The following is a 12,659-nucleotide window of genomic DNA, read 5'->3' on the forward strand; positions in this document are numbered from 1 at the left end:
CGCTGTTTTTTGGGGTGATGGGAGTTGCTAGTTGCTGCCCGGCGACGCGTAGGCCGTGTCCCGGTAGTATAGCGGCTTCCATCGAAGTATGTTGGCGGTCGCCTTGCACGGCGTCATCACGGACAGCGCTGTCAGATAGAAGCGGTTTTTTACACGCGCATGAATCTTCGGCATGAGGTAGCGGTCGATCGCATCCTCGCCGACGTTCCAACCGAAGCCGTAGACCGGCGTGATCACGAAGTCCTGAAAGCCGGTCTCATTGGTCGTGCGCCCCAGATGAGCGACATAGTAGGTGTTCCGCCCGCTGTTGCCGATCGAAGCCTCGCTCACCGGCCCAACCTTCCATTGCGCGCTGTAGACTGCCGACCACGCCATAGCCTTCAGCCGGCTGCGCCAGTAGTTGCCGTTGTTCTCAAACACTAGCGCCCGCGCCTTGGGATCGTTCTGCTCGAAGATGCTGCTGGTAATGCCTCCCATCATCGGGTGCCCGATGTCATGCACGATGAAGGTCGTATCGTCCGACCACTGGTACCAACGATAGTGCTCGACGCAGTACTTATAGGTGGACCAGTAAGGATTCGACGTAAGGTCGTTTCGGGTCTCCGAATCCAGCAGAATGTTCCCCGAGTGTTGCGCCGTAAGCCACTCGAAGGACTGCCACAGAATCGGGAGCCAGTGCACCTTGCACGCCTTCCCCTTGATTCTGCCGCTCTCGCAGCCCTCGGTCAGCTGCTCCCTTGCCAGCTCACCCTCTGCTGAGGACGGCCTCACCACACTGTCGCCAGTGCGCAGGAACGTTAGCGCGTTCGCAGCAGACTCAACTCCGAGGTCCTCCCGGGCCTCAGCGCCCGAGGCATGGGCCACTGCGCCCGCCATCAAGACCACGTTCGGGATCGGAGCATTGGGGAGGGAATTGAACGATGTTTCAGGCTCTGCCGCTGCTCCAGTCTCTGCCGATGCCGCTGGCCTGGCGGCTCCTGGATCAATAGCGGCAGCAGGACTCGCAGAGCATATCGGCGTGCCTAACAAAACAAAAACACCTGTGATTCCGAGCAGTGAACCAAGCTGGAGGCTGCTACGGAAGGGAGGGGGCACTATAGCTCCGGGGGGTAGGAATCGGGGTTAGGGAATCAAGGTTCAGCGCCAGGGGGAACAACTCAGCAAGCGCGCAGCAGAGCGTACTTGAAGCAGATCACCAAAAGCAACGAAAAGCTTAGGGAACGAAGCTCTGACGCCAGTGTGTGGGTGGATCAGCCAGCGCAGAGAACGCTTGCTCAGGCTCTGTGCGGAGAGCTATAGTGATGCCCAATCAAGGGATCAGGAATTAAGGGGAGGGCCGAATCCGCGTCAGTGTGCTGCACCTTCTCCCAGGTCTCACCTTGCTCTTCGCCGCTTCGGCAGCAGGGCTGGCGCAACAGCCGTCGCAAGACTGGCAACGCGTAGAGAGCCTCAAGGCCGGCGCTTCCATCCGGATTACTCTGTCCCAACAGAAGTTCTTCTGCGCCTTCGACTCAGCCGATGGCGACGGTCTGGTCTGCCACAAGAGACAAGCTGGAGTTAATCACTCGATCTCCCTCCGCAAAACTGACATTCGACTGATCCGCGCCCGCAGCATGACCGGGTCGGCGATCGGAGGAGCGCTCATCGGCGCTGGCGGTGGTGCCGGCATCGGTGCCATCGTCGACTCCAGCATCAAAAATGCCAACACCACCAACAACGCCAAGTTCACCGGCGGTCTGGCCCGCGCAGGCGGCCTGCTCGGCGCTCTCTTCGGCATCGCCACTGAGTTCGTGCCGGGCAAGTTGCTCTACAAGGGTGAGGTTGAACCGCACTGAAGCTACCCTGAAACCGAATCCGCTCTGAATCTGAGGAACTCGCCTCTCAAGGTGCGCGTTAGCGATTCTTCGGCAGCACGGGCACGACTCTTTCCACGTCGGGGCGGCCTTCGTGGAGGATCTTGGTTTTGATTCCCTTCGCGGCTTCTTTGGCAGCGTCGCGCTGGGTTTCGGCCTTGGGTTTGGGGTCGCCGAGGACCATGCGGGCGGCACCGCGGAGGATCTTCCGGATGGGCCATGCGCCCTTGTCGCCCCCGTCTTCGTTGGGGAAGAAGATCTCGCCGTTGCGCTGCTTCTCGGGGCGATAGTACCAGCGACGCAACAGGGAGAGATGGTCGCTGAGGAGAGCGAGATCGCTGGAGGGCTCGGCTAGGGCTTCAAGGAGGGAGAGGACGTGCGCGGCGCGGGCTTCGGGAGAGTCGGAGGCGCCGGATGTGTCGGTTGCAGCGCCTTCGAGTGGAACGGCCTGGAGCATCAGAGGCTGCGCGAAGAGGGAGCTGCCGACGCTGGTCTGCTCGCGCACGGCACGGACGCCGAGGGTGGAGAGGCGTTCGGGGCCGAGGATGCAGCCTCCGTTGAGCAGGAACAGCGCGGCTTGTTCGGCGTGCTCCTTCTCTTGTGCGGCCGTCTGGACGATGATGGCTTTCAGCTTCGGGATGGGGCGCACGATCCAGTCGGCGAGGGCCTGTGCGGCTTTTACCTTCTGCCATTGCGCGTGCAGGGCGGCGGCTTTTTCGAACTTCATTGCGGAGGAGGCCTCTTCGCGGGCCAGACCAATTTCAATGATCATGCTCTCGCCGCGGGTGTCGAAGAATTTTTTTACGGCCTCGGCTTCGGCGGCGTACTCCGCGGGCGAGCAGGCTTGCTTGCAGGGCTCGATGCACTTGTTCATCTCGCCATAGACGCAGCCGGGGTGGTCGGGATAGGGCGCGAGGTCTTCGTAGCAGCGGCGAAGTTTGAAGAGGTCGAGGACGGCGTCGCAGTAACGCTCGGCGGCGAGGCGCGAGGGGAATGGGCCGTACATCAGGGCGAGGCCGCGTTTGGAGAGCTTGTTGGTGGAGTAGACGCGAGGGAAGGGGTTCTCCATCGTCATGCGGAGAAAGTAGGGCGTGTGAAGCTTGAGGCGGCGGCGCGCCTCGGTGTAGCCGAAGTGCGTGGCGGTGGCTTGATAGAGGACGAGGGAGGACTCGAAGGCGGAGCCGGTGACGCAGTACTCGATGCGCGCGACTTTTTCGCGAAGGTTGAGGCGCTTGGATTGCGACTCCGGTGGATCGAGCAGACGACGCATGCGACGGCGGAGGTCGGCGGTCTTGGTGAGGTAGGGTGCGTCTTCCTGGCGTGCGCCGCAGAGGGCGAAGACCCCAGGGTGGGCGGGGATGGTGCGGAGGATCTCGTCTGCCTGGCCCGGGGTGAAGTCTAGTAGGTGTTCGAAATGGAAGCTGGTTGCCACAACGTGAATTGTAGTCTTGCTTTATCTGATGATGCGCTACAACTTACGCACCGGCGATCGTCATGCCTTCGATGCGCATGGTGGGGGCGGCGCTGGCTCCGCGGAAGATGAGATCGTTGCCAATGGCGACGATGTTTTTGTACATGTCTTTGAGGTTGCCGGCGATGGTGATCTCTTCGACCGGGTAGGCGAGTTCGCCGTTCTCGATCCAGAGGCCGCTCGCGCCCTGAGAGTAGTCGCCGGTGACGAGGTTGACGCCGAAGCCCATCGTCTCGGTGACGTAGAGGCCGGATTGGATGTCGCCGATGATCTGCTCGGGGGTGAGCGTGCCGGCTTCGAGGAAGAAGTTGCCCGCGCCGATGCCGGGGTTGCCGGCGAGTCCGCGCGAGGCGTTGCCGGTGGACTTCATGTTGAGCTTGCGTGCGGTGTAGGTGTTCGAGACGTAGTTCTTCAGGATGCCGCGTTCGACGAGCACGGTGCGGCGCGTGGGCAGACCTTCGCCGTCGAAGGGACGTGTGCCGAAGCCGCCGATTCCGTCGTGAATGATGGTGCCGTCGTCGATGACGGTGATGTTTTCGCCGGCGACCTCTTCGCCCAGCATGCCGCTGAAGAAGGAGGCGTTGCGATAGATGGCGTCACCGTTGGCCGCGTCGAAGATGTTGCCGATGATTCCGCGCGCGATCTCGGGCGAGAAGACGACCGGGGCCTTTTGGGTTTTGACCTGGCGTGCGCCGAGCCGCTTGAGGGTGCGGCGCGCGGCTTCCTGGCCGATCTCTTCCGGGTTCTCGAGCTTGGTGACGGTGCGCGAGTTTGAGAACCAGTAGTTGCGCTGCATGTTGCCCTTCTCGTCGTGGGCGATGGGCGCGGCAGAGAACCCGCAGTAGCTACGGCGGTACTCGCCGGTGAAGCCGCGGGAGTTCATCAGGATCTTGTGCGAGGTCGAGGTGTCGAAGTCGCCGCCGCCGGAGTTCTGGATGCGGGCGTCGTAGGCCATGGCAGCGGCTTCGGTGCGGCGGGCGATCTCGATGCGTTCGGCGGGAGGCATCTCGTTTACGTCGTCGAAGTAGAGGTGCTGATCTTCTTCGATCTGGCCGAACTCGTGTGCTTCGGGCAGGCCGGCGAACGGATCTTCGCTGGTGATCTTCGCGAGCGTGAGGGCTCCTTCGACGAGGCGCGCGATGCTGTCGTTGGAGAAGTCAGAGGACGACGTGCTCGCCGTGCGCTGGCCGATGAAGACGCGCAGGCCAACTGCTCGCGAGCCTGATTCTTTCAGCGTCTCAACCTGTCCCAGCCGCACCAGCGCGGAGAACTCATCGCCTTCGTAGACGACAGCTTCAGCATCGGTGGCTCCAGCCTTGAGGGCGTGGCTGAGGACATCGGAGGCAAGCTGGCGGAGGTTCGTGGTCGTCTGGGTTGGCATGGTCTCTTCAGGATAATTGGTTTGAGCTGACTTTTTCTGACGGATGCAACAGGTGTATCTGGTCGGAGAAAGAGGCGATGGGTCGGCTGGGAGAGTGGCTGATATGATGCTCGCTGTTATTTCACAGGTGCCGAACAGGAGATGCGAGTGTCTGAGTCTGGGAACGTCATAGTCATTGCACGGTTTTTGGATGAGGTCATCAATCAGGGACGGTTGGAGCAAGCCGACGAACTTGTCGCGGTCGACTTTGTCGAGCTTGATCCTCTTCCGGGTCAGCGGCAGGGACGAGAGGGTTTGAAAGAGGTCATCGGGATGTTGCGCACCGCATTCCCGGACATTCACTGGGTTGCGGACGAGACGGTGGCCAGTGGAGACAAGGTTGTCACTCGTTTCACGTGGACCGGCACACATCGAGGGACATTTCTCGGTGTTCCTGCTACGGGCCGGAGCGTCAGCGTCAAAGGTGTCGTCATCGACCGCCTGGTCGAGGGCAAGATGAGGGACAGTCGAATCCTGATGGATAACTTGACGATGATGCAGCAGCTTGGCGTCATACCAAGGGCATAGCGGCCGATCGCGCATGGATTGATGCGATCGTGCGTGTGCTTGCCCTTGTAGAGGATTGCCAGGAACGATCGCCCCGGCTGGAGCTAACACTCAGCGAACGGTGTTAGCGAACAGGGGTTGCGGAGGGCCGGGGCAGGCGACCGTCTGTGGCTTTCAGGAAGTACATGCCTGCCGCGCAGTACTCGGAGTCGGTCTTCAGCTTGTGTTCGATGTGCGTGGCGGGGCCGTCTTCTGAGCGGCGCTTGAAGAGTTTTACCGCGCCTCCGCAGGTCATGCAGCGGAACTCCGTGTCGTTATCTTCGAGCGCGACCGTGATGGGCTTGACCTTCCAGAACGACTCGTAACCACCGGCTGCTCTGACGCGGCGTCGCTTCACTTCACACTCGTAAAACTTTTCACGTTCGACTGCCATGGGGATACCTCGAGATTCGGTGCGGTTGGTCGTACGTTGAGTCGTACTTTCAGATGTCGTGCGCACAGGGCCCTGGGGAAAGTTGTTGCAGCGAAGCAGTCGGTTACTCGACGGGATGCTGCGAAGGTCTGGGCTCGCGGCCGTCGGTTGCTTTTTTGAAGAGCATTCCGTTGGCGCAGTACTCGGAGTCGGCCGGGGACTTGTGCTCGACGTACGGTACAGTGCCGGTCTTGCCGTTGCGGCCGAGCAGCTTGACCTCGCCGAAGCAGTCCTTGCAGCGAAACTCGGTGTCGTTGTCGACGAGCGCGACGGCTACGGGCTTGACCTTCCAGAATGGCTCATAGCCTCCGCCGGCTTTGACGCGACGGCGTTTCACTTCACACTCGTAGATCTTTTCGCGTTCGACAGCCATTATTGTCCCGTTCCCCCGACCGTCATGCGGTCGAGCTTTACTGTGGGCATGCCTACGCCGACCGGCACACTTTGCCCCGCCTTGCCGCAGGTGCCGATGCCTTCGTCGAGTGCCAGGTCGTTGCCGACCATCGACACATACTTCAATGCTTCAGGGCCGTTGCCGATCAGCGTTGCACCCTTCACGGGCCGTGTTACCTTGCCGTCTTCGATCAGGTAAGCCTCGCTGGCCGAGAAGACGAACTTGCCGTTGGTGATGTCGACCTGTCCACCGCCGAAGTTCACGGCGTAGAGGCCGCGCTTGACGCTCTTGATGATGTCTTCGGGCATGTCTTCGCCGTTGAGCATGTAGGTGTTGGTCATGCGCGGCATGGGGATGTGGTGATAGCTCTCGCGGCGTCCGCTGCCGGTGTTCGGCATGCCCATCAGGCGCGAGTTCAGCTTGTCGGAGAGGAAGCCCTTGAGGATGCCATTTTCAATCAGCACGGTCTCCTGCGTGGGGTTGCCTTCATCATCCATGTTGATAGACCCGCGGCGGCCGGGCATCAGTCCATTGTCGACGACCGTGACCTTGGGGCTTGCCACCTGCTGGCCGATGAGTCCGGCGAAGGCTGAGGTCTTCTTGCGATTGAAGTCGGCTTCGAGGCCGTGGCCTACAGCTTCATGCAGCAGAACACCGGGCCAGCCAGGGCCGAGGACGACTGGCATCTCGCCTGCGGGTGCTTCGATCGCGCCGAGTTGCAGTATGGCGGTTCGTGCGGCCTCGCGGGCGTGGTGCTCGGGAGACTTGTCGCCTTCGAAGAAATCTATAGTGACGCGTCCGCCGCCGCCACTGGTGCCGCGTGCGGTGTTCACGCTGTCCTTCGCGATGACGAAGACATTGAGACGCGCGAGGGGCTGGGTGTCCGATGCGAAGGTGCCGTCGGAGGCAGCGACGAGGATGCGGCGAAGCTCGTCGTTGAAGCCGGCGCGGACCTGGGTGATGCGGGAGTCGTAAGCGCGGGCGGCCTTGTCGGCGCGTTGAATCAATGCCAGCTTGGCGGCGATCTCGGCGTCGCTGGTGGCTCCCGCGACAGGGTAGAGCGAAGGGGTGTCGGTCTGGCGAAATCCACTCATCAGCTCTTTGGCCGGGCCGCTGGCGATCAGGGCCGCGGTTCGGGCTGCGCGGAGCAGGCGCTCGCTAGAAAGATCGTCGGTGTAGGCGTAGCCGGTGCGCTCGCCCGAGACGACGCGAATGCCGCAACCAACGCTGATCCCCTGGCTCGCCGACTTGACCAGGGACTCGTCGATGCCCAGCGAGGTGGACGTAACCGACTCAAAGTAAAGGTCCGCATACTCGCCTCCTGCGGAGAGGGCCTCGCCCAGGCAGCGTTCCATCAGGCGTTCCGACAGACCAAGTTTTTCGATGAAGTAGCGTTTGTGGTCGGGTGCGGGTATGGTCATCTAGATTGATTCTAGGCTTCCAAGGGAGCCGCGGCAAATAACTCCCTTGCGGAGGTGCAGCGGAAGTATGCCTGCCGACCTCTCTTTTTCGCAAAGATCAGCGCGCTTTCGGGCCCGTTTCAGCGCCCATGCGACGGGTCGGCGGAGCCTGAAACACTAAGGTCCAACGGAAAATTTGGCAGATCGGGAGCGTAGCAGTTGCCGTCGGTGGCGTAGGTTTTGCTGCAGGACGCTGTGATCTCCTTGCGTCGCGGAGACTGAGCGTACTGCCACACCGCAATGTCCGGGGTGCCGCTGGAGTCGAGCGGAGGGGGCTGCAGACTGCATCCGTTGGCGGGTGGGCAGGCGTCCTGGTAGACCCACATCGCGATCTGGTGCAGATGCTGCGCGGCCACCTGCCCGCGAATATTCTGCACGGTGGTAATGGTCTTGCCGGGACTGTCATTGACTGGCTGGCCGCTGCCATAGACTCCGGGCAGATAGTCCGAGTGGGCGACTGCCTCTGTCCACGCAAGAAGATACGCAGACTGGTCTTCGGTGAGTCGGCCGCCCTCCTCCTGATCCAGAAAAATGATCGTGTGGGCAGGGAAGTGTTCGCGCGCGGCTGCGGCGGCGGCTGCGGCTGCGTCCCTGGCTCCCAGCGAGGCAGGCGATGTTCCGGAGCGCTTCGCTTTTTTGATCTCCGACTCAAACCGGCCGTTGAACAACACCAGAAAGCCGAAACCATTACGCATCAATGCCTCGCGCTTGCCGACCCAGCCGTTCTGTTTTTCGCCAGGGGGATTGTTGAGCCAGTAACCGACGAAGGCGAAGTGTCGTCGCAGCGCAGGCATTGTTGCCTCCTTCGGGTAGTCGTTGCTGTCGAAGCCAACGTAGCTGCCTGCTGTGCCGCTGGGCTGGTTCGCTTCAGATTGGCTCGCTTCAGATTGGTTCGCTTGGGTAACCGCATGACTCAAGACCGCAGCGGTAGGCTGCTGCGCATAAACAGTGGTGGCGGCAAGAATCAGGGCGAGGGGTAGAGCGGAAAGTCGCATAAAGGAAAGCTTCGAGGGGCGCAACTGAATCTTCATGGTAGGTTACACAATTTCGTGTGCTAAGTTGCTGGTAGAGGTATGGAGGCGAGGCCATGGCGCTTACTGATATCGATTCGAGGTACCCTGTAGGCGTCTTTGAAACGCCCGCATCCATCTCTGCGGATGAGCGTACCGGGGCGATTGCAACGCTCGCGGAGCTGCCCGAACAACTGCGCAATGCCGTAGACGGATTGAGCTCGGCGCAGTTGAGCACGCCCTATCGCGAAGGGGGATGGACGCTGCGCCAGGTGGTGCATCACGTCGCGGACAGCCACATGAACGCCCTGGTTCGGGTGAAGCTCGCGCTGACCGAGGACTGGCCGGCGGTCAAGCCCTATGATGAGGCCGCCTGGGCGAAGCTGCATGACATGGCCGCGCCGGTGGAGTGGTCCCTGGAGCTGGTGGAAGCCCTGCACGCGCGATGGGTGATGCTGCTTCAGTCTCTCGACGAACAGCAGTGGCAGCGTGGGTACAACCATCCCGAGGATGGCCGCGTCACGGTGGAGCTGTCGGCGCTGACCTATGCCTGGCACTCTCGCCATCACGTGGCCCACATCACGCATCTGCGCGCGAAGGAAGGGTGGTAGCGGGCTGCCCGCATATGCCCACCATTCAGATTGCTACGATGCCGAGCGAGATGGACCGCTGCTTCCCGGTGATGCGCCAGCTTCGGCCCATGTTGGCTGCCGAAGAGTTTGTTGGCCGCATTCAAACCCAGCAGGCCGAGGGATATCTGCTCGCGTATCTTGAATCGGACGGCGCGATCGTGTCGGTCGCCGGCTTTCGCATGCAGAATCTGCTGTGGAGCGGCAAGACGCTCTACGTCGATGACCTGGTGACGGACGAGGCTGCGCGCTCGAAGGGGCATGGCGAGTCGATGCTGACGTGGCTGATTGCGCTGGCCAAAGAGGCAGGGTGCACCACCTTCATGCTCGACTCGGGAACGCACCGACACGAGGCGCATGCGTTCTACTTCAGGCATGGGCTGCGCATCTCCGACTTTCACTTCAAGCTTTCGTTGTAGATTCTGCAACGGTTTTCGATCCGCAGATGTGCTAACGTTCGGCTATGCCGCCAAGAGCCTCCTCCGCGGAGCCCGTGCAGACGGTGGAACAGATATCCGCTGCCCTCGAAAGTTTTCTCGCTGAGTCTCCCCGCGCCGTGGTGCTGGAGGATGGCAAGGTACTCTTCGATATGCGCGAGGCGAAGTACAAGCTCGCGACCGAACATGGCCGCTGCACGCTGCATCTCTGGGGAGAGGATCGTAATCTTGTCCGGCGAGTGAGTGGTACGGCACTGCGCAATGGTGTGCTGCGGGTCAGCACGCACCGCTTCGGGCAGACTAAACCTCAGACTCTTGAACTTGTAACCGATCGCGATCGCCGCACACCTTCCACGCGTGAGGCGACGCGGGTGAAGTATCTGCGGGTGCTGGAGCGCGTTCTGCTGCGTAGCTTCCCCGAGTTCAAAGTCGATGGGCTTCGCACGGCGATGGATCTCGAGAAGAGCTTCGGCCCGGCGTATGCGCGTGGATCGCTGCTGCAGGGACAGAAGGCGTGGGCCGTGATCGCCGTCAATGAAGAAGAGACGCAGGCAACCGTCGATGGCATCCTGACGCTGGGGATCTTGTGGCTGCAACACTGCCGCGAGTCAGGCGATGGGCGAAGGCTGTATCAGGGATTGAAGCTGATCGTGCCGCGTGGCATGGCGATGCTGACACTCTCGCGGATGGCGTGGCTCAATCCTTCAGTCGCACAGTGGGAGCTGTGGGAGCTGGACCAGAGATCCGAGGAGCTGGAGCAGCGCGATGCCGCCGACCACGGCAACCTGACCACCCGCCTGATGCATGCGCCCAATGAGCAGGCCGCACACGAGCGATTCGCCGAGTCGAAGCCACGCGTGATGGCCCTGGTGCCGGAGACGATGCGCGAGGTGGTGGAGCAGCGTCTTCGTAGCGGTACCGAGCTTGCGTTTCTGCTGCATGGGCTCGAGTTTGCGCGGGTGCGAATGGGCTACACAGGAAACTCGTTCAACAGTGCGCAGGAGATCACGTTTGGCGCGGGCGCTAATGAGACTCCACTGACTGAAGAGAATGAGAATGAGCTAAGAGAGCTGGTGGCGCGACTGTTTGCGCGACGCATTGCTGGTGGCGACAAACGCGATCCGCTCTATCGTATGCAGCCCGAGCGCTGGCTCGAAAGCGTGCTGCGGCGCGACGTGGAGCCGCTCGATGCGCGCCTCGATCCGAAGCATGTTTACACGCAGGTGCCTGCGTTCGCCGCAGCGGATCGAGGAATGCTCGACCTGCTCGGCGTCACGGATGACGGACGGTTGGCGGTCATTGAGTTGAAGGCCGACGAAGATCTGCATCTCGCTCTGCAGGGGCTTGATTATTGGGTGCGCGTACGGTGGCATCATCTGCAGAATCCCGATAACGCCACTGGCCTGGGAGAGTTTCAGCGGCATGGATACTTCGGTGGGCTGCGGCTGTCGACCGAACCTCCGCGACTGTACCTTGTAGCTCCTGCACTGCGAGTTCATCCGGCGACGGAGGTCGTTCTGCGCTATCTTTCTCCGCGGGTCGAATGGAGTCTTGTAGCGCTCGATGAGCGGTGGCGTGCGAAGGTGAAGGCGGTATGGCGCAAACGAAATACGGATGCCGGATCACATTCGACGCACGTGCTGCAGGGCAGAGTCCGACCCTCTAGTCATTTGTGACGAGATGTAGTGTGCGGCGAATCAATCGCAGTAGGCTGCAGAGGTCAGAAGCTGGTCATCTTGCGTGACCATCTCGGGATGGTGCACGAGGTCATCTGCGCGATTCGCGAAGAAGCTTTCAATCGCACCGAGAACTGCGTCGCCGTTCTTCGATTCGAAGATCTGTTTGCGCAGTGCGCCTCCGCCTGGAACGCCGTGGGTGAACCAGCTGGCGAACTGCTTCATCTTGCCGACGCAGTCGCGGTGGCGCTGCTCGCGTGCGACCTGTCCTGCTGCGGTGATGGCCTCCGCGCGCGCTGATTCGGCTCGCTCTTCGAGTGCGATCTCGTCGACCAGCATCTGGAAGTAGGTGCGGATCATGCGATAGCGGTCCTGATCGGTGGGGTGATCGTAGGTGCCTACGCCGGTGGCCTCTTTCGACGCGGTGTACTGCGCAATCTGGCGGAAGATCCACGGATTCGACGGCGCAGTGCGGCCGATCATCACGGCGTCGCAGCCGGTGACGTCGACCATCGCGGCAGCGTCCTCCGGGGTGCGGATGTCGCCGTTGCCGATCACTGGAATTTTCACGGCGTCCTTGACGGCGGCGATGTACTCCCAGCGGGCTTGTCCGGTGTAGCCGTCTTCGCGGGTGCGGGCGTGCAGGGCTACTGCGTTCAGGCCGCAGTCCTCGGCCATCTTCGCGAGCTCGACGCAGACGATGTGTTTGTCGTTCCAGCCCATGCGGAACTTCACGGTGAAGGGAATGGAGACGGCGGCGCGGACGGTCTTGAAGATGGTCTCGATGAGCGGCAGATCGCGCAGCAGGCCGGAGCCGCCATTGCAGGCAACGACGCGCTTGGCCGGGCAGCCAAGGTTCAGGTCGACGAGGTCGAAGCCTGCGTCCTCGACGATGCGTGCCGAGTCGGCCAGCGTCGCGGGGTTTGAGCCGAAGAGCTGCGCCGAGATCGGATGCTCGTCCTCGTAGTAGGTCAGGTAGCGTTTGCGTTTCGTCTCGCGCATGCGGGAGAGGCCGTCGGCGGAGGTGAACTCCGTCATGATGAGGCCGCAGCCGGACTGCTGGTTCGAGGTAATGCTGTCGACGTTGGCCGAAGAGTCTGCAAGTTCGTCGGCGGGAGTCGTAAACTGGCTGGCGTTCTTGATGAAGCGGCGAAAGACCGTGTCGGTCACCCCGGCCATGGGAGCGAGAACCGTCGCAGGAGCGATCTTGACGTTGCCGATGGTGAAGCTCGCAGGCACGCGGGAGTGCTCGGGCATCGTGTGCTCGGCTGGATCGTCCCAACGCTTCTGCTCGAGGGTGTATCGCTTCTTCATGGCAACAGGTGCTCGT

At 61.7% G+C, this 12,659-nt stretch carries 13 protein-coding genes; 5 read left to right on the forward strand and 8 right to left on the reverse strand.

Features of this window, described 5'->3' with window-relative positions; translation table 11 throughout:
• Positions 1-27 precede the first annotated feature (27 nt).
• Positions 28-876 (reverse strand): hypothetical protein, encoded by an 849-nt coding sequence (locus HDF09_RS14250; RefSeq protein WP_183767458.1) that lies wholly within the window; start codon positions 874-876, stop codon positions 28-30.
• A 476-nt stretch (positions 877-1,352) separates the two neighbouring features.
• Here HDF09_RS14250 and HDF09_RS14255 point away from each other — a divergent pair, with 476 nt between their 5' ends.
• On the forward strand, positions 1,353-1,835 hold the full coding sequence (locus HDF09_RS14255) for a hypothetical protein (protein WP_183767460.1): 483 nt from the start codon (positions 1,353-1,355) through the stop codon (positions 1,833-1,835).
• Between the two features lie 58 nt (positions 1,836-1,893).
• Here the strand turns inward: HDF09_RS14255 and HDF09_RS14260 are convergent, their stop codons facing one another.
• Positions 1,894-3,285, reverse strand: a complete 1,392-nt coding sequence (locus HDF09_RS14260) for an excinuclease ABC subunit UvrC (protein WP_183767462.1) — start codon at positions 3,283-3,285, stop codon at positions 1,894-1,896.
• 43 nt (positions 3,286-3,328) lie between these two features.
• Positions 3,329-4,705, reverse strand: coding sequence for a TldD/PmbA family protein (locus HDF09_RS14265; protein ID WP_183767464.1), 1,377 nt, complete (start codon positions 4,703-4,705; stop codon positions 3,329-3,331).
• A gap of 147 nt (positions 4,706-4,852) precedes the next feature.
• On the opposite strand from HDF09_RS14265, the gene HDF09_RS14270 reads away from it, so the two are divergent.
• Entirely contained in the window at positions 4,853-5,272 is a 420-nt protein-coding gene (locus HDF09_RS14270; protein ID WP_183767466.1) for an ester cyclase, read from the forward strand.
• Between the two features lie 103 nt (positions 5,273-5,375).
• Here the strand turns inward: HDF09_RS14270 and HDF09_RS14275 are convergent, their stop codons facing one another.
• The 4 genes from HDF09_RS14275 to HDF09_RS14290 all read right to left on the reverse strand — a co-directional run bounded on the left by HDF09_RS14275 (position 5,376) and on the right by HDF09_RS14290 (position 8,572).
• Positions 5,376-5,684 (reverse strand): hypothetical protein, encoded by a 309-nt coding sequence (locus HDF09_RS14275; protein ID WP_183767468.1) that lies wholly within the window; start codon positions 5,682-5,684, stop codon positions 5,376-5,378.
• A 103-nt stretch (positions 5,685-5,787) separates the two neighbouring features.
• The gene (locus tag HDF09_RS14280; protein ID WP_183767470.1) at positions 5,788-6,096 is read right to left on the reverse strand and encodes a hypothetical protein; all 309 of its coding nucleotides are present in this window, start codon (positions 6,094-6,096) and stop codon (positions 5,788-5,790) included.
• Positions 6,096-7,538, reverse strand: a complete 1,443-nt coding sequence (gene tldD / locus HDF09_RS14285; protein ID WP_183767472.1) for a metalloprotease TldD — start codon at positions 7,536-7,538, stop codon at positions 6,096-6,098. The genes HDF09_RS14280 and tldD overlap by 1 nt, the downstream gene beginning before the upstream one ends.
• A 119-nt stretch (positions 7,539-7,657) precedes the next feature.
• Entirely contained in the window at positions 7,658-8,572 is a 915-nt protein-coding gene (locus HDF09_RS14290) for a glycoside hydrolase domain-containing protein (protein ID WP_183767474.1), read from the reverse strand.
• 92 nt (positions 8,573-8,664) lie between these two features.
• Here HDF09_RS14290 and HDF09_RS14295 point away from each other — a divergent pair, with 92 nt between their 5' ends.
• The 3 genes from HDF09_RS14295 to HDF09_RS14305 all read left to right on the forward strand — a co-directional run bounded on the left by HDF09_RS14295 (position 8,665) and on the right by HDF09_RS14305 (position 11,329).
• Positions 8,665-9,198 carry a YfiT family bacillithiol transferase gene (locus HDF09_RS14295; RefSeq protein WP_183767476.1) on the forward strand — a complete coding sequence of 178 codons (534 nt, stop codon included), beginning with the start codon at positions 8,665-8,667 and terminating at the stop codon, positions 9,196-9,198.
• A 14-nt stretch (positions 9,199-9,212) separates the two neighbouring features.
• Complete coding sequence (locus HDF09_RS14300) at positions 9,213-9,635, forward strand: GNAT family N-acetyltransferase (RefSeq protein WP_183767478.1); 423 nt, start codon at positions 9,213-9,215, stop codon at positions 9,633-9,635.
• 83 nt (positions 9,636-9,718) lie between these two features.
• The gene (locus HDF09_RS14305) at positions 9,719-11,329 is read left to right on the forward strand and encodes a hypothetical protein (protein ID WP_311719568.1); all 1,611 of its coding nucleotides are present in this window, start codon (positions 9,719-9,721) and stop codon (positions 11,327-11,329) included.
• Positions 11,330-11,350: 21 nt separating this feature from the next.
• On the opposite strand, the gene HDF09_RS14310 is transcribed toward HDF09_RS14305, so the two are convergent.
• Entirely contained in the window at positions 11,351-12,643 is a 1,293-nt protein-coding gene (locus tag HDF09_RS14310) for a tRNA dihydrouridine synthase (RefSeq protein WP_183767480.1), read from the reverse strand.
• Between the last annotated feature and the right edge of the window lie 16 nt (positions 12,644-12,659).

Source organism: Edaphobacter lichenicola, assembly GCF_014201315.1.
GTDB classification, from domain to species: Bacteria; Acidobacteriota; Terriglobia; order Terriglobales; family Acidobacteriaceae; genus Edaphobacter; species Edaphobacter lichenicola_B.